Raw genomic sequence first — 21,274 nt, forward strand, 5'->3', positions numbered from 1 at the left:
ATTATTGTAATCTATCTATTACTAATTCTACTCTTCTGTTCAGGGCTCTTCCTTCTTCGGTAGATGTATCCGCTATTGGCTTGGAACCTCCCCAACCAGCTATCCTGATTCTTTCAAAATCAATTCCTTTGAGTGTCATATAACCTCGGATTTTTGAAGCTCTATTCATTGACAATTCTTTGTTCAATTGAGGATCACCGACATTATCAGTATGCCCTTCTAATCTCACACGAACACTTGAATTTAATTTCATAAAATCTACCAAATCATCCAATAATTGTATTGACCTAGCATCAGCAAAGTCCGAAGTCCCCCTATTAAATTGGATATTGTTCAAAACGATACTTGCGCCAGCTTTTACCGGCATCAGTAAAATTGATTCAGAATCGTATTTCAACCATTCTTCAAAACCAAAATCTTTTGGAATGTAGCCATTTGCAGAAACTACAAATCTATCTAGTGAATTGTCATCAATGGCATTTTGAAGTATATAGATATCTTCTGTTGTTTTTTTGACACCTTGTTTGTTAGCATAAGTGATCAAGAAAGGAATTGCCTCTTGGGTATTCGCATCCAAAACAATGTATTCGGTCGCATTAGTTTTGTTAGCATTGACCAATGCAGAATCAATCATCTCTTCTATCACTTCTACGGGAGCTTCTTTTACTACTTCAGCAGAAATAGAAACAGAATTCTCATTTTTGATTTCAACTTTTGTTTCTTCGACTACCTCTACTATTTCATTTTGAGCATCTTCATTCGTTTCGATAATTGCAAGTGCTTCTTCTACAGATTTCTCTTCTTCTTGGTGAACTACCATCATTAGGTCTCCAAAACCTTCGGAATTTTGGGTTGATGTATAAAAAGCTATATTCCCCAAATCCTCAAACACAACATAACTCAATTCGGCACCAGATGAATTCACTTTTTCCACTTGAATAGGTTTAGACCAATTCTCCCAACTATCATCCAATCTTCGGGAAGTATATATATTTCTTCCAGAATTGGACGTGTTCGAATTTGTGGAAAAATATAAAGTCTTCAAATCCTTAGAAAGAGAAGGCGTCAATTCTTGTGAAAAGGTATTTATGTCAGTTCCCAAATTCTGTGGAGATGTCCAATTTCCTTCCCGAATTTGTTTGGAAACATAAATATCTTCATTTCCATATGTACCAAATGAATTCATTGACATGATGATTACCGAATGGTCTTGGCTGAGTCTCCCGCTAAAATGGGAACCTTGATTTCTGAAATTGCCCATTTCCAAAGGTCTGACATAATTCCACTCAGATCCAAATCTTGAATATTGGTGAATTCCTTGCCTTTTCCCATTTCCGCTTCCGCTATGGTAAACATAGACTGTCAGGGCATCCGGGAAACCTACAACCACATCATTTCCAGTAGTGGATAAACTTTTGACATGAATAGGTTCTCCCCAGCCCCCATTAGGTGATTTTTTTGTCATCCATATATCTCCAAAGTCTGTTTCTCCTCCCAAATTAGCAGGATGATAGCCTACTGAATAAAAAATCTCCTCTGTTGGAGAGATAACGGGATGTTGCTCATCATAAGGAGAATTAAGATTCTTCAAAGAAGAAATACTTTGAGAATTAGCAATTGAGGTAAATGAAAAAGCAAGCAGGAGAAACCCACTTGCCTTTATTATATTATACTTAAAATCAATATTCATCATAATTGATTTTTATCAATTATTGATCCAAAACTATCGCAAACACCAATGGTGCGACGATAGTGGCATCAGATTCTATGATATATTTTGGTGTATCGATCCCAAGTTTACCCCAGGTAATCTTTTCATTTGGAACGGCGCCAGAATAAGACCCATAAGAAGTTGTCGAATCTGAGATTTGACAGAAGTAACCCCAAAGTGGAATACTGTCTCTTTGAAGATCCTGATGAAGCATAGGAACAACACAAATTGGAAAATCTCCTGCGATCCCACCGCCAATTTGGAAGAAACCTACAGTACTATCTTCCTTAGCGTTATTGGTGTACCAATCTGCCAAATACATCATGTATTGAATACCACCTTTGACAGTGTGTACATCTTTTATATCACCTGAAATTACATGACCCGCATACATGTTGCCTAGTGTAGAATCTTCCCATCCTGGAACAATGATAGGAAGGTTTTTCTTAGCTGCTTCCAAAAGCCAGCTGTTTTTTGGATCTATTTGGAATGATTTATCCAATTTTCCTGAAAGAAGAATTTTGTAAAAAAACTCATGTGGAAAAAACGCTTCTCCAGCTTGATCAGCTTTGACCCATTCTTCCAAAATAACATCTTCTATCCTTCTCATAGCTTCCATCTCAGGAATACAAGTGTCAGTCACTCTATTCATATGTCTAGCGAGCAAGTCATTCTCCTGCTCTGGAGATAGATCCCTATAATTTGGAATTCTCTCATAATAATCATGGGCAACAAGATTGAAAACATCTTCTTCCAAGTTAGCACCTGTACAAGTGATAATTTGTACCTTGTCTTGACGAATCATTTCTGCCAAAGATATCCCTAATTCAGCTGTTGACATTGCTCCAGCTAAAGTGATCATCATTTTCCCATTATTATCAAGGTGGGTTTTGTAACCTTCCGCAGCGTCAATTAATGCAGCAGCATTGAAGTGCCTGTAATTATGTTTTAAAAACTCAGTTATTTTCATAAGTAAATGTTTTGTTTTTCCGTAATGAATGAAGTCTCTTGCATTAAAAGCCCCCTTCCGATAGTAATTTGGTGTATCTTAAAATGAAAGTCTCAATAAATGCTAGAATTCATCAATTTTGACTCTGATTTTTTCAGATCACAAAATTATCAATTTAAACGACACAAAAAAAGCCCAGTCGACTGGGCTTTTTTTATAATGTGCTTAATTTGACTTATTATTTAGCTGGAGTCGCTGGTTGGTTCTTTTTAGCAATGAATTTCTCATTCAATCCTTTTGTAACCTTATCTGTAATATCCAGGGATTTTTTTGAATACCACACAGCACCACCTCTTGTATAAGACAGGATCATTTCAAGATCATTTGCTTCAGCATATTCAGTCAAATATTCTTGGATCTCGTCGATTACATCGCTGTATAGTTTTGATTCGTCAGTCTGAAGTTCTTGCATCAAATTATCTCTGTAAGACACAAGGTTTCTTTCTTTTTTCATCAAATCTTCCTGCTTTGCTCGAGCTTGATTTGGAGTCATTGAACCTGCAGTTTGCTCAAAATTAGCAACTTCTTGTTCGAACCCTCTAGCTCTACTTCCCAATTCAGTTTCGAATTTTTTACCTTTTTCGGTGATTTGGCCAGATTGCTCTTTGAAGAAATCATAATTGGCTATAACACTATCTGTAAGGATATATGCGATTTTAAGGTCTGAAATACTTACTTCAGAGCTTTCTTCTGTACTCGGGTTTGATTCCGGGGTGGTACCTGAATTATTGCAGGAGGAGAATACAATTGTTGCAAATCCTAGAACACCCAATACTTTCGATAATTTTTTCACGTTTGTTTGCTTATAATTTGTACTTGGCGCAAATATAAACAAAGTATTGTTTGTTCAAATTATTATCGAATCTCTAATTGTTAATTTGAGTTAAATCTATGTGAGATCAATTACACAAAACCCTGTAACTTATTGACAAATAGTGGTAGTCCATATTCTCCGTACTATAGAATTTTTTTTGGGGAAAATTTCATAAATAGAACTTTGTATTTGTTTTTATACTTCAAAAAAACACTTCCTGAGCCAACCTATAAGTATTTGCATGCGCTTCGATTATATCAGAAATTTTCGGAGAATACCCTCCTCCCATACAACACATGATTGGTATTTTATTCAATTTTGCCAATTCCAAAACCATTCTATCACGTTCTTTACATCCTTGTATTGTCAAAGCCAATCTTCCCAACTTATCAGACTCCAACACATCTACACCGCATTGATAAATAATATAATCAGGCTGAACTGTATCTAGCAAAGGATATAAATTATCAACTAGAATTTTTAAATATGTAGCATCATCAATCTTATCTGGTAACCCTATATCCAAATCTGACTTCTCTTTATGCATTGGGTAATTAGAAGCTCCATGCATACTGAAAGTAAAAACCTTTTCATTGTTTTCAAAAATCTGAGCGGTTCCATTTCCTTGATGCACATCCAAATCAACCACCAAAACTTTTTTTGCCAGTTCATTTTCAAGGAGATAATTTGCTGAAATTGCAATATCATTCAATAGGCAAAAACCTTCACCCCTGTCTACAAATGAATGGTGTGTTCCCCCCGCAATGTTCATTGCAATACCAAAATCTAAAGCAAACAACGCTGCTTGAACTGAACCATCCATAATATGGATTTCTCGATTTACCAGTTCAGAACTTAATGGAAAACCTGTTTTTCTGATCTCGGATTTTGTAAGAGAAAGATCTTTCAGCTTGGTGAAATAGTTGTAATCGTGGGTATTGATGATCCATTTTTCATCCAGAATACCAGGTTCAAAAAAATTACTTGTATTTACCGTACCTTCATAAAGTAATTGCTCAGGAAGCAGTTCATACTTTTCCATCGGAAACCTGTGGCCTTGTGGAAGTGGGTGTGCATATATAGGAGAATGGGCAATTTTCAACATAATAAAAAACGCTTGTCATATAACAAGCGAATTAAAATTTTGTTAGAAATATAATCAGAATTAATCTTCCTCTTCATAATCCTCTTCGGCAGATTGAAATGAATAATGAGTATCATCAAGCTTGATACTATCATCATTGAATTCGCGGATAAATTTTTCAATTACAGCTTCATCAATGTATTCTACATTCAAAGCAGCATCCAGCCCGATACCGTAGTCATGATGAGTATCTATGTCGATAAATTCTTGAACTTTTACAGTCTCCTCCTCCTCGATGTCCATGATGATTTCTGTTATAAACCATCCTATTTCTTCTTCTTCACTTGAAAGTGGTTTCAAATTCCCATTTTCATCCTCTTCATACTTAATCCCTTTAAAATTTGGAAATTTTTTGGCTGCTTCATGCTCTGCAAGTTCGTATACCTCAGAAGAGTGATGCAGTCTCAAGGTATAAAGTGCAGCATCATAAATAACTTCTTTGCCTTCAAAAAAGCCTACAAATAGAAAGTTTACAAAATCTTCTGTGTTCTCCTCCTCTCCTTCTATCATTTTAAATGATTTTTTGGAAGATTCAAGCTCCTTTTTGAGTGCCTCTATTATTTCTGGATCAAATCCTTCGTTTAGATAATTCATGTTTTTAAAAATCTTTATTTATTTTTGACAACTTACAATCTTAAGGGGTAATTTGAAAGTATTTTTTTGATATCGTAATTCAATATAAATTTAAGTATTTAAAATACAACCATATAATCGAAAAAAAAAATGCTTTTTCCATTAAATGATCCTGATTTTGTCAAAAGTCTTAATAAACAAAAAGAAACTGATGAATTTGATTTTAAATTGAACATTTCAGACAGTTTGAAATTTGCCAAAACACTAGTTGCTTTTGCTAATACAAAAGGGGGAAACATAGCAATTGGAATAAATGATCAAAAGCTAATACGGGGAATAGATCCCGAAGAGGAATTGTATATGGTAGAAAAGGCTGCCAATGAATATTGTGAACCAAAGGTTAATTTCGAAAGTCAAGTATATGAGGTGGATTTTTTGGAGGACGAAAAACTAGATGAATCTTTATATATACTCCTAATCAAAATTAAAAAGTCCAAGATGACACATTTTTTAAAATCAAAAACTGGGAAAAAGATAAAATACATCAGGCAAGGCGACAGTAACTTTCCTGATGTATCTTTTGAATAACTTAAGCTTGCTTGGCCCCTAAAGAAACACCAAGAAGTGAGTTGATCAAACCGAGAATTAACCCGAATAAAACTGCCCACCAAAAACCATCTACTACAAAACCTGGGACTATTTTGGCTGCAAGCAAAATCAAAAGAGCATTTATTACGATCAAGAACAGTCCCAAAGTGACGATTGTAATGGGAATTGTGAGGATAATTAGAATAGGTTTCACTGTAATATTCAAGAGTGCTATAAGTGCTGCGATGACAATCCCCGTAAGAAAGTCATCTACGCTCACACCAGGAAGTAAATAACTTGTAATCAACACAGCTAGTCCTCCCAATAATATTTGAACTAAGATACCCCAAGTTTCAGAAGCTTTGCTCATAGTAAATAGATTTATAATTTTAAAATATAACAACACTAATATAGCCTAAATTTGATAAAAGAAATATACTGACTGCTGCTAGCATTAATAATTCTATCTCAAAGTAATTTTTTTCAAACTGTTGACTTTGGCTGGTCGAAAATTAATAATTAACCAAAGCAAGATGAATTGTACCCAAACCTACCTGATTACAATGAAGGTAATTAAGAAATTGATTTTTGGCAATAAATGAAGAAAAATAACATTCTAAATATAATTGTAAAAATTAGGCTTTATCTTTACGGCAATAATCAAAATAACCATAAAAAGTGATTTTAATAATATTCTTCCTATTGCACTGGTATTTCTCTTTGTTTTGCCAAAGTTTCTTTCTTCACAGATATGCTGCCCATCAGATGTTTTCTATGTCTAAATATTGGGAAAAATTCTTCTACATGTTTACTTGGATCACTCAAGGTAGCAGCTATCTTTCTCCAAGAGCTTATGCCATCCTTCACAGAATGCATCATGCATACAGTGACACTCCTAAAGATCCACATAGTCCCCATCATACTGAGAACTTGTTCACAATGATGTGGAAAACAAAGAATATCTACAATGACTATTTCAGTTTCAAACTAAAACCTGAAGAAAGATTTTCCAAAGATGTTCCAGATTGGAACAAGTTTGATTTATTTGCAGATTCCATGATTGCAAGAGTTGGCTGGGCTTTGGTTTATATCCTAATTTATGTCCTTTCAATTTCCGTGTTTGAACTTGCAGGAACACATTGGTGGATGTACTTCTTATTACCAATACACTTGATGATGGGACCAGTACATGGTGCAATTGTCAATTGGAGTGGTCATAAGTATGGCTACGCAAACTTTGATAATAATGACAAATCCAAAAATAGCTTATTGCTTGATGTTTTGATGTTAGGTGAGTTGTTCCAAAATAATCATCATAAATTACCAAACAGACCAAATTTTGCTGTAAAATGGTACGAGTTTGATCCAACCTATCCTATTGTAAAACTTTTGCATGCAAGTGGGATTATAAAGCTAAGAACTACATAACAATCATTTAATCCCATTGTATATCAGCAATCACAAAGTACCAATGTATCATTAGGTACATACCTTGAATTCAGGCGCTATTGGCAGTCGAAAGTCAACAGTCGCAGATTATCCGAATGATTTCAAGTGAGAATTCATTTAATAGTGTCTTTTGACGATTATCATAATTAATATATGCTTAAATAGAAAGAGTCATGAAAAATGACTCTTTTTTTGTGGTAATACCAAAATAACTAATATTTTTGTTTTTTACCTAAGTTTTTATTACTAATTTTATAGATACCAATAGAAAAGATTCGTTCTCTAATATTTGCTTTTTCGAAACTAAGTGAATAATTTGAAGCGTAATTTAAACTTAAACACATATTATGAGAAATCTAACAAGAGCAGAAGAGCAAGTGATGCAAATTCTGTGGGAAGCCGAAAAAGGATTCGTAAAAGATCTATTAGAAAGAATGACTGAGCCTAAGCCAGCATACAACACAGTTTCCACAATTATCCGTATCCTTGAAAGAAAAGGTTTTGTACAACACAAAGCTTATGGGAAGTCGCATGAATACTATCCAATCGTGACGAAAGACGAGTACAGAAGTCACTCAATCAAGAATTTGCTTTCAGGTTATTTCGGTGGATCATTTACAAAAATGGCATCTTTCTTTGCTAAAGATGAAAACTTAAATATCAAGGAACTTGAAAAAATAATGAATGAGGTCAAAGAAGATGTAAAGTAACCTTCCTATGGCCGTTCTACTTGATTATATCTGGCAAAGTACTTTCTGTCTTTTCTTTTTCTTTGGAATATATTGGGTATTTCTTAGAAATGAAAAGGTCTTTGTTTTTACTAGGGTCTATTTATTGATCACCCCTATTTTGGGACTGCTGTTTCCTTTAGTAACAATACCAGTAAGTTTTTACAAACCAGATATATCATTAGAGCAATCACAACTTTTTCGGGCACTTTCTTTAGAGCAAGTGTCCGAAGACGTTGCTGGTTTTTATGGATTGCCAGAGGTTACTGTCCAAAGTACTAAGCTTCCTATGCTTTTAGAATTCAAGGATTATTTTATTATTTTTTACTTAATGATCTTTTCTTTTCTGGCTATTAAGTTATTCTGGCAATTTATACAACTAAGACTCTTAAAAGAGAAAGGTTGGTATCAGACAATTTTTAAACTTAAAGAAAAATATTTTCTGATTCCGACATTTGGTCTCGCTCCAATTTTCTCCTATTTCAATGAATTGTACTGGGATGAAACACAAGATTTGAGTCATGAAGAAAAAGATCAAATAATCAAACATGAAATAGAACATATAAGGCAAGGGCACTCTTGGGATATTTTATATTACCAAATCATGAGTGTTGTATTTTGGTTCAATCCAGCAATACACTTGATGCGCTCAGCACTTGTCGATGTGCACGAATACCTAGCTGATGAAAACGTTTTAAAACAAACTGCAAACAAAGAAAACTACCCGAAATTAATCGTGAAAATTGCATTTAAGGGAATGGATCTTCCTATTGGTAACTATTTTATTAGATCAACAACCCTTAAAAGAATTTTAATGATGAAAAACTCAAAAAAACCAAATAGGTTTAAAATGGTAATGATTTTACCACTAACCTTGATGTTATTGGCATTGGTTTCAATGAAAACCAAAGTGGGATTAAACGAGCTGTTTAGCACAAACACACAAAAAATAGAATTTATAAAAGAGCAGCTCACAGCATCACAAGATTCATTAGAAGTAGCAATAAAAGTTAAAAAAATCAAGAACCCTACACATTATGAGCTTATTGGTGCACTTGAAGGTGACAAACTGACTGCACAATTAGGTGAATTGATGTATGAATTTTCAGATATATCCTCAGATGAAGAATACATTAAAGTAAGGAGTCTGATCAATTCATTAAGAGGGAATTCTAGAATCACCAAAAACTATGGACCTGTTAAAACCTATGATCAGGTTTCTGTAAAACCTGCACCATCAAAAGGGGAAGAAAACTGGTATGAAGACTTATCAAAAGCTATTTCAGGATTTTTGCCGGAGAAGGAAAAAGAACTTGGCTTAGTATCTTCTTTTGAAGTGGAATATATTATCACATCAGAAGGCAAGTTAATCAACCCGATAATCAGAAAGAGCATCGGTGGTGGCGTGGACAAAAAGGTTATTGATATGTTGACAAGTGAAGATATGCCTACATGGTCTGCGGGTGAATACAAAGGAGAGAAAGTAGATGTGGTACACAGTACACAGATCAAAATGTCTATCCCACCAAAACTAGCTGAAAACAAAGAAGACTTATATTTTTTTCCTCAAGTGATTGAAATTCCCAATCAAATGGTGAGAAATAGAATCATCAATGATGATACTGTTTTTGACGTAGTAGAGACGGCACCTAATCCTCAAGGAGGCATGGAGGGCTGGAATGAATATTTGAAATCGAATCTAAAGTATCCAGAAGTAGCCAAAGCAAATGGTGAAGAAGGGACAGTTTATGTTGTATTCGAAGTAAATAAAGATGGATCTATAAGTGAAGTGGATGTTTTGAGAGGAGTAAGTCCAACAATAGATGCAGAAGCAGTAAGAGTAGTCAAAGCATCACCAGCTTGGGAGCCTGGCAAACAAAGAGGTAAAGAAGTCAATGTAAGAATGAGACTTCCGATTCGATTTAAAAATGAAGGTAAAAATGCTACGACACCTTCAAAAGATCAAGTTGGTGAGGTCGTTGTTTTTAAAGATGGTGCATATGATAAAGTAGATACGCCTCCATCACCCCAAGGTCAAATGGAAGGTTGGAATCAGTATTTATCAGAAAACTTAAAATACCCAAATTACGCTAAAGAGCAAGGTGTAGAAGGTACTGTTTATTTGGTTTTTGTGGTTGGAAAAGATGGCTCAATTGGAGAAGTAGAAGTTTTGAGAGGAATTGGTGCTGGTTGTGATGAAGAAGCAATAAGAGTTGTTAAAAATGCACCAAAGTGGAACCCTGGAATGCAAGATGGGAAATTAGTTGATGTTAGGATGAGACTTCCTATTCGCTTTAACCTGGGCAAATCTTCCGCAGTATCAAAAGAAGTTGCGCCTACTAATGCTTTTAACACACATGTCACCAAAAATATTAAATTCCCAACAGAAGCAAGAAAAAATGGGAATACAGGAACTGTGCTTGTTCAACTAGAATTAGATTCAAAAGGGAAAATCTCAAAAACAGAGATAGTAAAAGGAGTAAGTAAAGAAATAGACGAAGAAGTTAATAGAGTTGTCAATACTTCTTCCCCATCTTGGAATGTTCCTTCGAATGGCAATAGCTTCAAAACAATCCTTCCTATAACATTTAGACTTGGTGATGTAAATAGTGAATCTAGGTCTCGAGCAGGGATGAAAAATGAAATTGTCGTAGTAGGTTATGGCAATACAGGAAAAGCTAACGCTCAAAAAGTGATCAATGACTTTGAGTATGATAAGATGCGTTCGACCACTTTTGCAAAATTAAGTACAGTCCCAACTAACAAAAAATTCAATCCAATCTATGTTCTGGATGGCAAAATAAGAGATATGGAATATTTGAATAAGCTAGAGGTTTCTAGTATTAAGAAAATGAATATCGTGAAATCTCCAAGTTATGATGAATTGATAAAGTTTGGTGAAGATTCAAAAAAAGGGATTGTTTATATAGAAACTAAAGAAAAATAACTTAAACCCGCTGATTTCTAAAAGTAAAAGTCCTCACAAAAAAGTGAGGACTTTTTTTATATGTTTATCAGCTTCCACATCAATAGGCAATCAAAGTTGTGTCTTTGAAGGCAATTGATGCACTAATAACTAATCGACTAATAACCCTTGTTCCGTATGTGGTAAATAACGATTATCAGCGTGATCATTTACAACAAATATGCATAACAATGTGATTAAGAATAATTAAAACTTTTTATTTCAAGTCTAATCTTCCCTGCGATGCACCATAAAGATTGGCCATTCTATAAAGAATTCTAGCGCCTACGTTCCCATCCCATTCATCTCCTTCTGGACCAGGTGCCACTTCCACTAAGTCAAAACCAATAATTTTCTTACCAGATTTCACCAACTCTTTCATCAAATACATCACTTGCTCAAGTTCAAAACCTCCAGCCACTGGTGTACCTGTATGAGGACAAAGCTTCGGATCAAATCCATCTATATCGATGGTAACATATACTTCATCGGGTAACTGATCCACTATTTCATCACAAATAATTTTCCATGCTTTACCTTCATAAGATTCCTTTTTAAGTTCTTTATCGTAAAAAGTAGTGATCCTATTATTTTCCTTGGCCATTATATATTCGGATTCGCAATAATCTCTAATCCCTACTTGTACTAATTTGCTTATTTGAGGCAGCTTCAAGGCATTGTAAGCAATGGAAGCATGTGAGTATTCAAAATTTTCATAAGCCACCCTTAGGTCTGCATGTGCATCAATTTGGAGAACCCCAAAATTAACATGATCTTCAGCCAGCGCTTTAATCAAACCTAAAGGTGTACTATGATCACCACCCAACAAAGCAACCATTTTCCCAAGTGCTCTATATTTTTTTGCTTGTTCATATACCCATTCATTCATTTCGGCACAAGCCTTGTTTATCAAGTCAGGAACGGCAGCAAATCGTTCTAGATCCTCTTCTGGAGATCCTTTTTCCAACCAGTCGATATAATTTTTAGCCAAGATTCTATAATTAGAACTGGTATTAATCATTTCCTGAGGAATTGGAAGCATGTGAATACCCATTTTCCAAGCATCCTTTATATCATCTTGAAAAAGATCAACTTGAAGGGAAGCATCGAACACTGCTTCTGGACCTGCTGCTGTACCGGAAGAATATGATACTGTTACTTCCCATGGAACTGGAATAATGATCAATTCTGCGGTGTTTTCATCAAAAGGTAATCCAAAAAGTGAATTGTGTGAACTCACTCCATTTGGATCAAAACTATCGATGATCTGATGTTTAATAGACATATTATAATTTTTATATTTATTTTTAAAGATAACACTTATGATTTCCCTACTTTTTGCAACAATTCAGGAATGTTAAGATAAGTTTATGATCATTGAGAATTAAAGAATACTTTATATATAAGTAGTTTTTATAAGTAATTGTTCCATTATGTCTATAAATGGAAAAAAACAAAAATTGAGTTCATACAATCAATGATACCTGTCTTTTTATTGCATTACTTCTCTAACAATCCCAGTACCAATCCCTACATGCTTCCATTGACTGACCGACAGCTCAATAATAACCAACATTCCTGGCTGCATATTTAAGTAGCCTTGATCCGCAATGGAAGAGACCAAAGCACTCACTCCAGGGTTATGTCCAATGATCATCAGATTTTCCACATCATCACTTACTTTTGAAATTACATCTAACAAAATCGATGATTCTGCTTCATAGATTTCGCCAGAATACTCAATGATATCTTTATCTAATTCAGCGGCCATAATCTCAGCAGTTTGTGTGGTCCTTACAGAAGCACTTGCGATGATTTTATCCAATTTGATAGATGCTTTACCAAAAAGCTTCTTGATACGGGATAATTGATCCACCCCATTTTGATTTAATTCTCTTTGGAAATCAGTACCATTTCCAAAAGTAAAATCGGCCTCTCCGTGCCTTAAGACAACTAAAATTTTACTTTTACGCATAAATTAATTACTTTTTTAGCTATCAAAACACTTGAAATAATCATGCCAATTCTAAGATAGTATCTTTCATAATTTGGAATAGAATGTAATCACATCTATTTTTAGGATTTAAATGGATCTTTTGAAAAGACTCTATTCATAAATATATAGAAAATATGTCAAAAAATTTAGTGATAGTAGAGTCACCTGCCAAAGCAAAGACGATAGAAGGCTACTTGGGAAAAGATTTCAAGGTAGCTTCCAGTTATGGTCACGTACGAGATTTACCAAAAGGTGACAAAGCAATAGACATTCAAAATAAATTCAAACCAACTTATGAGGTCACTGCCGATAAAAAGGAAGTGATCAAACAATTGAAAAAACTTGTGAAGGAATCAGAAATGATTTACCTAGCAAGTGATGATGACCGCGAAGGAGAAGCCATTAGCTGGCACTTAAAAGAAGTTCTCAAGTTGAAAGATGACAACAGCAAGAGGATTGTGTTCAGAGAAATCACCAAAAATGCAATTACAAAAGCCATTGAAAACCCGAGGACTATTGATTATGACTTGGTCAATGCACAGCAAGCAAGGAGAATTTTGGACAGGTTGGTTGGTTTTGAATTATCACCTATTCTTTGGAAGAAAATCAAAGCAGGTCTATCTGCTGGTAGAGTTCAATCAGTAGCCGTTAGGCTGATTGTAGAAAGAGAAAGAGAAGTAGAGAAATTCAGCACGAAATCTTCCTTCAAAATCACTGCGCTTTTTGATGTGGAAGGAAAAACGCTTTCTGCAGAACTTCCCAAAAAATTTGACACCCAAGAGGAGGCTGAAGAATTTCTAAAGAAATGTATTGGTGCAGACTTTAGCATCAATAGTTTAGAGAAAAAGCCAGGTAAAAAGACCCCTGCAGCACCATTTACTACCTCTACCCTACAACAAGAGGCAAGTAGAAAATTGAGTTTTTCTGTGGCACAAACCATGTCTGTAGCACAGAAGCTCTATGAGGCTGGAAAGATTACTTACATGAGGACTGATAGCACCAACCTTTCGGATGATGCAATGACAGCCGCCAAAAATGAAATCACTTCGGCATATGGTTCGGAATTCCATAAATCGAGAAAATACACCACAAAATCCGAAGGTGCGCAAGAAGCTCACGAAGCTATTCGACCAACGGATTTCTCTAAGCACGACACATCCGGAGATAGAAACGAACAGCGTCTATATGAACTCATCTGGAAAAGAGCTATTGCCTCCCAAATGGCCGATGCAATCCTTGAAAAAACCAATGTAAGCATTGCCATTTCTACAATGCCTCAGACACTGTCTGCAAGCGGTGAAGTGATCAAGTTTGAAGGATTTCTTAAAGTATACCTTGAAAGTACCGACGAAGAGCCGGATGATGAAGAAAGCACGGAAAAAGGCCTATTGCCTCCATTGACTGTTGGTCAGAATCTGGGATTGATCGAAATGAAAGGAAGGGAGACATTTACAAGACCCGCTCCAAGATATACAGAAGCTTCCTTGGTGAAGAAATTAGAAGAAATGGGTATCGGTAGACCATCTACTTATGCTCCAACCATATCTACTATTCAAAAGAGAAATTATGTGATCAAAGAATCACGTGATGGAAATGAACGGAAGTATGTAGAAATGAAAATTGCAAAGGGCGAATTTAAGAAGGAAAACAAAATTGAAATTGCAGGGGCTGACAAGAATAAATTATTTCCGACCAATATCGCTATGGTCGTAAATGACTTCTTGGTAGAACATTTCCCAAATGTGATTGATTTTACCTTCACAGCAAGAGTAGAAAAAGAATTTGATGAAATCGCCCATGGAAATCAGAATTGGGAAGATATGATCCAAAACTTCTACGGAGCATTTCATACAAGAGTAGAAGAAACAGCAAATGTGGCAAGAGCTGATGTCAATAGTTCTAGGGAAATTGGTATCGATCCAAAAACTGGAAAAATGATCATTGCAAGGCTCGGGAAATTTGGACCATTGGTACAGATTGGTGATCAAGAGGATGAAGAAAAACAATTTGCCAGTCTTAAGAAAGGACAGTTTATAGAGAATATCACTTTAGAAGATGCATTGGAATTGTTCAAGTTACCCAGAGATGTTGGTCAATTTGAAGAAAAGAAAATTGTAGCCGCAATAGGAAGATTTGGACCTTATCTAAGACATGACAGTAAATTTGTATCACTAGGAAAAGAATACGATCCTTTGAGTATTACTGAGGACGAAGCTATTCAACTTATCAAAGACAAAAGGAAAGCTGATGCAGAGAAACATATCAAAACCTTTGAAGAAAATGATGAAATCCAAATTCTCAATGGTCGATGGGGTCCCTATATCAAGTTTGGTAAAAACAACTTCAAAATCCCTAAGGATAAAGAAGCTGCTGAATTGAGCTATGCCGAAACTATTGAAATTATAGAAAATCAACCTGAAAAGAAAAAAGGTAGGTTTACCAAGAAAAAGTAATTGAAAGCAGGATTTATTTCCTGCTTTTTTTTTGAATTGATTGGAACTAAGTGCTACATTTTATCATCTTTGGCAAAAGAGATTTCGTAAACAATTAGAAAGTCAATCCATTTCGGCTTATGAAATTTACAAGAGCATTACTTACTGTCCTATTTTTCTTTAATTTTTCGATTTCCTATTGCCAAATAACGTTGAAAGGAATTGTTGAAAATGCTGAAAACCTAACACCAATTCCTTATGCAATGGTATTTTTGACAAATACGAGTATTGGTACTGTAAGTGATTCTGTTGGAAAGTTTACACTGGATATCCCTGATGGAAAGCATGAATTGATTATCAAAACATTGGGTTTTTTGACTTTGAATTTTGAGTTTGACCACAATGATATTCAAAAAAGATTATATCGGTTTCAATTAGTAGCAGATGATATGGAGTTATCTGAATTGGAAGTAAATTCAGTTAGAGACAAAGCTTGGTACAGTAATCTAGAAATCTTCAAAAGGTATTTTATTGGTACAAGTTCGAATTCATTCAAGACAACTCTTAAAAACCCTACCAAGCTTATTTTGGATGACCAATCTATTCCGAGAACGCTATTAGCAAAAGCTAATGAAGCTATAGAGATTGAAAATATCAACTTGGGCTACAGGATTAAATACATTTTGCAGAGTTTTGAATATTCAAAATCAAATTTTAGGGTTTTTTATGGAGGTTATGCCCTTTTTACATCTGACTCTACCCTTTCTCGGAGAAAACAAAAACAAGTAGAAAAAAATAGAGAAACCGCGTACTTTGGGAGCTCGATGCACTTTCTGAGAGCTGTTTATCAAAATAAGGTTGAAGAAGAAGGCTTCTTGGTAAGAAGGCTAAGGAAGATACCAAATATTAACAGACCTGATGAAGAGGAGCTGAACGCTGTGGCAGAGAACTTCAGGCTAGGACGTCCGACTCCTTATACTTTTGAGGAATATGCAAGACTGAAAAAATTACCCAAGACAATTGATACCTTAGATGAAAAGCCCATTGATTTGAGTAACTTCATAGAAGAATCTGAAGATGGAAAAAAGATTTTGAAGTTTGAGGATTATCTTCAAGTTATCTATCAAAAAGCTAAGCCGGACCAAAATTATCCTAATGCAAACAAATTAACCAACCAAGAAAGTTTGATCCATTTTATAAATGGGAAAATAGAAATTTACGAAAACGGGAGCTTTTCGCCTCCTTATGACCTCTTGTTTGAAGGGTATATGGGATGGGTTAAAATTGGTGATATGCTACCATTAGACTATTATCCAAACGATTCAAAATGAAAAAGAAATTAGTGGTACTTACAGGTGCCGGAATATCTGCTGAAAGTGGAATAGCAACCTTTCGCGACAGTAATGGTCTTTGGGAGGGTCATAATGTCATGGATGTAGCTTCCCCAGAAGGCTGGAGGAAAGATCGGGGATTAGTCTTGGATTTTTATAACCAAAGAAGAAAGCAGGCACTGAATGCAACGCCGAATGAAGCCCATTTGGAATTGGCCATGCTGGAGAAATACTTTGATGTCACGATCATCACTCAAAACGTAGACAATTTACACGAGAAAGCTGGCTCAAGCAAAGTAATCCACCTCCACGGGGAGTTGTTCAAATCCCAAAGTAGTATGGATCCTTCATTGGTATATGAAATGGATAGTTGGGAATTAAAGATTGGAGATAAATGTGAGAAAGGAAGCCAATTGAGACCTTTTATAGTTTGGTTTGGGGAGATGGTACCGATGATAGAGCCAGCCATCGACATCGTAAGCGATGCTGATATTTTTGCGGTGATAGGAACATCGCTTCTTGTGTATCCAGCTGCTGGCTTGCTTCAATATGCTCCAAAATCAAGCATAAAATATATCATTGATGTAAAAATCCCAGATGTTGGTAACATCCATAAGCTCTATCCTATTGAAGGTCTTGCTTCTGTGGGAACGAAAAAAATGGCCAAGGAGATTGTTGGAAAATACACTTGATGTTGAATTCAATGATAAAACCAATTTTGGATAAAAGGATAAGAAGGTTTCCAATATTTGAAATTGAAGAGGAAAAACTAAAAAAGGTGGATCAAGCTTGATCCACCTTTTTTAGTTTTAAACCCTATTTCCAATTTATCTTTGCAGATTTGACGTCTCTAGAATTTCCACCAATCATGATCTCAAATTCACCTGGTTCAAAGACAAAATCTATATCGTAATTATAGAATTTTAAATCTTCTTTTGTCAGCTCAAAAGTAATGGTTTTTGATTCTCCTGCCTTTAACTTGACTTTTTGGAATCCCTTCAATTCTTTTACTGGGCGTGTTATTGAGCCCACCAAGTCGCGCACATAGAGCTGCACTACTTCTGCACCATCAAATTCTCCAGTATTCTTCAATTCAATACTAGCAGTTAACTTTTGCTCACCTTCAAGATCTGCTGCGCTTAATTTGATATCACTATAATCGAATGAGGTATAGCTCAATCCAAAACCAAATGGATATAGAGGGTCATTGGAAACATCTAGATAATTTGACCTAAACTTTTGGAACCACTCTCCTTCCGGCAATGGACGACCAGTATTTTTGTGGTTATAAAAAATAGGTACTTGACCTACATTCTGCGGAAATGTGGCAGTCAATTTCCCAGATGGGTTTACATCTCCAAAGAGGACATCAGCAATCGCATCACCTGCTTCACTTCCTGCAAACCATACATTCAAGATAGCCGGTACATTTTCAGATTCCCATTTGATCGCCAAAGGCCTACCTGTAAACATCACCATGATCACTGGCTTACCCGTTTTCAACAAAGCTTTCATAAGATTTCTTTGGTTTTCAGGAATTTCTATATCCGATCGACTTGATGCCTCACCGCTCATTTCGGCAGACTCGCCCATAGCAGCAATTATAACATCTGCGTTCTTTGCTGCTGCAAGAGCTTCTTTGATCATTTCTTCTTCTGGCCTATCGTCGCGATAGGTAGGTTTCCCAAAAATACTTACCCTAGATTCCAAAACAGAATCAGAAGTAATATTTGAACCCCTTGCATAGACTACTTTTGCTTTGTCTTCAACTGCATTCTCAAGTCCTTCTCTCAGGGAAATCGCTTTTTCAAAATTCCCTGCTACACTCCAAGTTCCTGCCATATTTTCTTTATTGTCGGCCATAGGACCAATGAGAGCAATGGTACTTTCTCTTTTGATAGGAAGAATATTATTCTCATTTTTTAGTAATACGAATGTTTGAGAAGCAATTTCCCTTGCTGTTTTTCTATGTTCAGCATTGAACACATCTCTTTTTGATCTTTCTGGATCGGCATACTTGTAAGGATCTTCAAAAAGCCCAAGTTTGAACTTTGCTATCAAAATTCTCCGCACCGCTTCATCAATTTGGTTTTGAGAGACCTTGCCTTCTTCCAGTGATTTCTCCAAAGTCGTCAAAAATCCTTCCCCAACCATATCCATTTCAACCCCGGCTTTTAGAGCCATCGCTGATACTTCCTTCAGATTTCCCATACCATGATCTATCATTTCATTGATTGCAGTGTAGTCTGTGACTACAAATCCATTGAAGCCCCACTGATCTCTTAGTAAGTCTGTCATCAACCATTTGTTGCCACTGGCTGGAATACCATCTATATCGTTGAAAGAAGTCATCACAGTACCAACACCAGCTTCTACAGCAGCTTTGTATGGCAAAAAATATTCATTGAACATCCGCTGTCTGCTCATGTCTACTGAGTTATAATCTCTGCCAGCTTCTGGAGCTCCATACAAAGCGAAATGCTTCACACATGCCATGATGGTATTCTCTAAAGTCAAGTCATCACCTTGGTAACCTTTAATCATTGCTTTGGCTATTTGGGCACCAAGAAAGGGATCTTCACCATTTCCTTCAGATACTCGCCCCCATCGTGGATCTCTAGATACATCTACCATAGGTGAAAATGTCCAATTGATCCCATCCGCACTTGCTTCTATAGCAGCTATTCTAGCACTTTTCTCTACCAATTCCATATCCCAAGAACTTGATAAACCCAAAGGGATTGGAAACAACGTCTCATATCCATGGATCACATCCATCCCAAATAGCAATGGAATCTTCAATCTACTTTCCTCAACTGCTATTCTTTGCACTTCTCTGATTTTTGAAGCGGATTTCAAGTTGAATAATCCTCCTACTTTACCCTGTTTGATCTTTTCGGCTATATTGGAGCTTTCTGCTTGTCCTGTGGTAATATCTCCAGCTGCTGGTAAATTCAATTGACCCAACTTTTCTTCCAAGGTCATCAGTGATAGAACGGAATCTGCTCTCGAGGAATAGTAATCTTCCTGATTATTGGCAACATTCGAACAAGAACTGAATATACCTCCAAGTACTAAAAGGAACACTGCATATTTTTTCATCATAATTGTATTATTTTTCTGAGATCCTCAATTTTATCCTTTCGCATTTTTACTCGGTCATTTCAGGTTTGGACTTTCAAACCCTAATTTTCCCAATCCAACTTTGATTTCAGGTGACGACATAAACAAATCCCAAAGCAAACCAGTACGGTGGTTCTCTATCATTACCACTATTGGTCCTTGGTCAATAGCCAGATACCTTTGAGGAAACCAATCTTCTGTTTCGCTAAATGCATCATAGAAACCATATTTTCCAAACAACTTTTCTCCATATTCTTCATACCAAAACCGCATCGCTTCCATACTGGGCTCAGGTGTATATGGAAATGAAGAAAGTGCAGCTGTAGGAGAAATAACCCCTTTGTCTTTATTTTCTCCGGGTGCATGTGCAGCATATCCATTGACAGAATAGCTCGCTGTCAATCCCCAAGAATTTGAACCATAGCCTTCATAACCATTTGGATTCTCGATGCACCATGCACGATTTGCCAAAGTGTGGTTTACATTATGCCTCCAATAGTCTGCATATTGATCTTTTAGTCCTCTAGGATCCAAAGCCAAAAAAGAATAATGTGCCCAGAACATCGGACCACCCAACTCTTCAGCACCATTATGCTTCAATTCCAATAGATGTCCATAGGGCTCTGTTTCTTTTTTAATAGCTCCTTTTCTCGCCCATCCTTCATGATACAATATTGAGTCGATTGTGTATGTTGGTGAAGAAGCTGCAAGAACATAGGCTATCATCGTTTCATCATATCCTCGCAATCCATGATTCATTTTGAATTCAATATTTGGAGACCAATGCCATAGCAAAACATTTTCATCTTTGGCTTTGTACCATGACCACTCCATCTCCTCGTAGAGTTGCGTAATTTTATTGGCCATTGTCTTTTCTTCTTCATTTCCATCTTGGAAATACTGCCTAACTGTCAACAATCCCTGAATCAAAAATGCAGATTCTACAACATCCCCTCCATCATCATTCGCTCCAAAAGGCTTGACTTTACCTGTCTCACCATGTATCCAGTGAGACCAAATTCCGTGAAACCTATCGGCTTTTCCCAAATAATCTACGATATGATTTAATCTATCAAATCCTTCTTTTCGAGTGATAAAACCTCTCTCAATACCAACCAAAATAGCCATGATACCAAATCCAGAACCACCTGTAGTCACTACATTTTGATCGTTTTCAGGATACTCCCCATCCATGTGAATCCTTTCCCTTGCCAAACCAGATGTTGGCTCTGCACCTTCCCAGAAATATTGGAAAGTACGGTATTGAACTAAAGTCATTAATGAATCATCGGAAATTCTTGTTGATTCAAGGTCAGTCATTTCTTGCTTTTTATTCTTTTGATTGCAAGAAGCCGCAAAAAATAAAATTGATAGTATTGCTAAACTTAATTTCTTCATTTTGTTTGGGTGA

Annotated in this window: 17 protein-coding genes and 2 pseudogenes; 9 read left to right on the plus strand and 10 right to left on the minus strand. The window is 35.9% G+C overall.

Translation table 11 applies throughout. The features are described from left to right. Nucleotide 1: 1 nt before the first annotated feature. The 5 genes from MM213_RS18865 to MM213_RS18885 form a co-directional block, all read right to left on the minus strand. Nucleotides 2-1,693 (minus strand): OmpA family protein, encoded by a 1,692-nt coding sequence (locus MM213_RS18865; protein ID WP_241414449.1) that lies wholly within the window; start codon nt 1,691-1,693, stop codon nt 2-4. A 16-nt stretch (nt 1,694-1,709) separates the two neighbouring features. After that, nucleotides 1,710-2,681: a deoxyhypusine synthase family protein gene (locus MM213_RS18870; protein WP_241414450.1), complete on the minus strand. Its 972-nt coding sequence runs from the start codon at nt 2,679-2,681 to the stop codon at nt 1,710-1,712. 217 nt (nt 2,682-2,898) lie between these two features. Continuing rightward, entirely contained in the window at nt 2,899-3,513 is a 615-nt protein-coding gene (locus tag MM213_RS18875) for an OmpH/Skp family outer membrane protein (protein WP_241414451.1), read from the minus strand. A gap of 223 nt (nt 3,514-3,736) precedes the next feature. Beyond that, nucleotides 3,737-4,639, minus strand: a complete 903-nt coding sequence (locus tag MM213_RS18880; RefSeq protein WP_241414452.1) for a histone deacetylase family protein — start codon at nt 4,637-4,639, stop codon at nt 3,737-3,739. Nucleotides 4,640-4,699: 60 nt separating this feature from the next. Then, a complete protein-coding gene (locus MM213_RS18885) occupies nt 4,700-5,272 on the minus strand; it encodes a hypothetical protein (RefSeq protein ID WP_241414453.1) in 573 nt (190 codons plus the stop codon). A 129-nt stretch (nt 5,273-5,401) separates the two neighbouring features. Between MM213_RS18885 and MM213_RS18890 the strand changes: the two genes are divergently transcribed. Then, the gene (locus MM213_RS18890; protein WP_241414454.1) at nt 5,402-5,839 is read left to right on the plus strand and encodes an AlbA family DNA-binding domain-containing protein; all 438 of its coding nucleotides are present in this window, start codon (nt 5,402-5,404) and stop codon (nt 5,837-5,839) included. 1 nt (nt 5,840) lies between these two features. Here MM213_RS18890 and MM213_RS18895 read toward each other — a convergent pair whose 3' ends face one another. Continuing rightward, nucleotides 5,841-6,209: a phage holin family protein gene (locus MM213_RS18895; RefSeq protein ID WP_241414455.1), complete on the minus strand. Its 369-nt coding sequence runs from the start codon at nt 6,207-6,209 to the stop codon at nt 5,841-5,843. 308 nt (nt 6,210-6,517) lie between these two features. Here MM213_RS18895 and MM213_RS18900 point away from each other — a divergent pair, with 308 nt between their 5' ends. The 5 genes and pseudogenes from MM213_RS18900 to MM213_RS21085 all read left to right on the plus strand — a co-directional run bounded on the left by MM213_RS18900 (nt 6,518) and on the right by MM213_RS21085 (nt 10,963). Next, on the plus strand, nt 6,518-7,267 hold the full coding sequence (locus tag MM213_RS18900) for an acyl-CoA desaturase (protein WP_241414456.1): 750 nt from the start codon (nt 6,518-6,520) through the stop codon (nt 7,265-7,267). Nucleotides 7,268-7,635: 368 nt separating this feature from the next. Continuing rightward, complete coding sequence (locus MM213_RS18905) at nt 7,636-7,998, plus strand: BlaI/MecI/CopY family transcriptional regulator (RefSeq protein ID WP_241414457.1); 363 nt, start codon at nt 7,636-7,638, stop codon at nt 7,996-7,998. A gap of 349 nt (nt 7,999-8,347) precedes the next feature. Further along, a pseudogene (locus MM213_RS21075) lies at nt 8,348-9,931 on the plus strand (TonB family protein); the annotation flags it as partial. A 75-nt stretch (nt 9,932-10,006) separates the two neighbouring features. Continuing rightward, a pseudogene (locus tag MM213_RS21080) lies at nt 10,007-10,321 on the plus strand (energy transducer TonB); the annotation flags it as partial. Nucleotides 10,322-10,387: 66 nt separating this feature from the next. Next, nucleotides 10,388-10,963 carry a TonB family protein gene (locus MM213_RS21085; RefSeq protein ID WP_439647571.1) on the plus strand — a complete coding sequence of 192 codons (576 nt, stop codon included), beginning with the start codon at nt 10,388-10,390 and terminating at the stop codon, nt 10,961-10,963. 235 nt (nt 10,964-11,198) lie between these two features. Here the strand turns inward: MM213_RS21085 and MM213_RS18915 are convergent, their stop codons facing one another. Further along, a complete protein-coding gene (locus MM213_RS18915; protein WP_255807028.1) occupies nt 11,199-12,266 on the minus strand; it encodes an agmatinase family protein in 1,068 nt (355 codons plus the stop codon). Nucleotides 12,267-12,473: 207 nt separating this feature from the next. Then, entirely contained in the window at nt 12,474-12,956 is a 483-nt protein-coding gene (locus tag MM213_RS18920; RefSeq protein ID WP_241414459.1) for a SixA phosphatase family protein, read from the minus strand. Nucleotides 12,957-13,111: 155 nt separating this feature from the next. Here MM213_RS18920 and topA point away from each other — a divergent pair, with 155 nt between their 5' ends. The 3 genes from topA (at nt 13,112) to MM213_RS18935 (ending at nt 17,432) form a co-directional block, all read left to right on the plus strand. After that, on the plus strand, nt 13,112-15,430 hold the full coding sequence (gene topA, locus MM213_RS18925) for a type I DNA topoisomerase (RefSeq protein WP_241414460.1): 2,319 nt from the start codon (nt 13,112-13,114) through the stop codon (nt 15,428-15,430). A 119-nt stretch (nt 15,431-15,549) separates the two neighbouring features. Continuing rightward, on the plus strand, nt 15,550-16,740 hold the full coding sequence (locus tag MM213_RS18930) for a carboxypeptidase-like regulatory domain-containing protein (RefSeq protein WP_241414461.1): 1,191 nt from the start codon (nt 15,550-15,552) through the stop codon (nt 16,738-16,740). After that, nucleotides 16,737-17,432 (plus strand): SIR2 family NAD-dependent protein deacylase, encoded by a 696-nt coding sequence (locus tag MM213_RS18935; RefSeq protein ID WP_241414462.1) that lies wholly within the window; start codon nt 16,737-16,739, stop codon nt 17,430-17,432. Before MM213_RS18930 ends, MM213_RS18935 begins: the two co-directional genes overlap by 4 nt. Before the next feature lie 124 nt (nt 17,433-17,556). Here MM213_RS18935 and bglX read toward each other — a convergent pair whose 3' ends face one another. Together bglX and MM213_RS18945 are read right to left on the minus strand one after the other, a co-directional pair. Continuing rightward, nucleotides 17,557-19,845, minus strand: coding sequence for a beta-glucosidase BglX (gene bglX / locus MM213_RS18940; protein WP_369413968.1), 2,289 nt, complete (start codon nt 19,843-19,845; stop codon nt 17,557-17,559). A gap of 54 nt (nt 19,846-19,899) precedes the next feature. Continuing rightward, entirely contained in the window at nt 19,900-21,261 is a 1,362-nt protein-coding gene (locus MM213_RS18945) for a glucoamylase family protein (RefSeq protein ID WP_241414463.1), read from the minus strand. Nucleotides 21,262-21,274: the final 13 nt, after the last annotated feature.

Source organism: Belliella alkalica (genome assembly GCF_022549785.1).
GTDB classification, from domain to species: Bacteria; Bacteroidota; Bacteroidia; order Cytophagales; family Cyclobacteriaceae; genus Belliella; species Belliella alkalica.

Coding starts and splice junctions, on each gene's coding strand:
- bglX (WP_369413968.1), bottom strand. CDS start 19,845: ATGATGAAAAAATATGCAGTGTTCCTTTTAGTACTTGGAGGTATATTC.
- MM213_RS18895 (WP_241414455.1), bottom strand. CDS start 6,209: ATGAGCAAAGCTTCTGAAACTTGGGGTATCTTAGTTCAAATATTATTG.
- MM213_RS18865 (WP_241414449.1), bottom strand. CDS start 1,693: ATGATGAATATTGATTTTAAGTATAATATAATAAAGGCAAGTGGGTTT.
- topA (WP_241414460.1), top strand. CDS start 13,112: ATGTCAAAAAATTTAGTGATAGTAGAGTCACCTGCCAAAGCAAAGACG.
- MM213_RS18890 (WP_241414454.1), top strand. CDS start 5,402: ATGCTTTTTCCATTAAATGATCCTGATTTTGTCAAAAGTCTTAATAAA.
- MM213_RS18945 (WP_241414463.1), bottom strand. CDS start 21,261: ATGAAGAAATTAAGTTTAGCAATACTATCAATTTTATTTTTTGCGGCT.
- MM213_RS18905 (WP_241414457.1), top strand. CDS start 7,636: ATGAGAAATCTAACAAGAGCAGAAGAGCAAGTGATGCAAATTCTGTGG.
- MM213_RS18885 (WP_241414453.1), bottom strand. CDS start 5,272: ATGAATTATCTAAACGAAGGATTTGATCCAGAAATAATAGAGGCACTC.
- MM213_RS18930 (WP_241414461.1), top strand. CDS start 15,550: ATGAAATTTACAAGAGCATTACTTACTGTCCTATTTTTCTTTAATTTT.
- MM213_RS18920 (WP_241414459.1), bottom strand. CDS start 12,956: ATGCGTAAAAGTAAAATTTTAGTTGTCTTAAGGCACGGAGAGGCCGAT.
- MM213_RS18915 (WP_255807028.1), bottom strand. CDS start 12,266: ATGTCTATTAAACATCAGATCATCGATAGTTTTGATCCAAATGGAGTG.
- MM213_RS18935 (WP_241414462.1), top strand. CDS start 16,737: ATGAAAAAGAAATTAGTGGTACTTACAGGTGCCGGAATATCTGCTGAA.
- MM213_RS18880 (WP_241414452.1), bottom strand. CDS start 4,639: ATGTTGAAAATTGCCCATTCTCCTATATATGCACACCCACTTCCACAA.
- MM213_RS18870 (WP_241414450.1), bottom strand. CDS start 2,681: ATGAAAATAACTGAGTTTTTAAAACATAATTACAGGCACTTCAATGCT.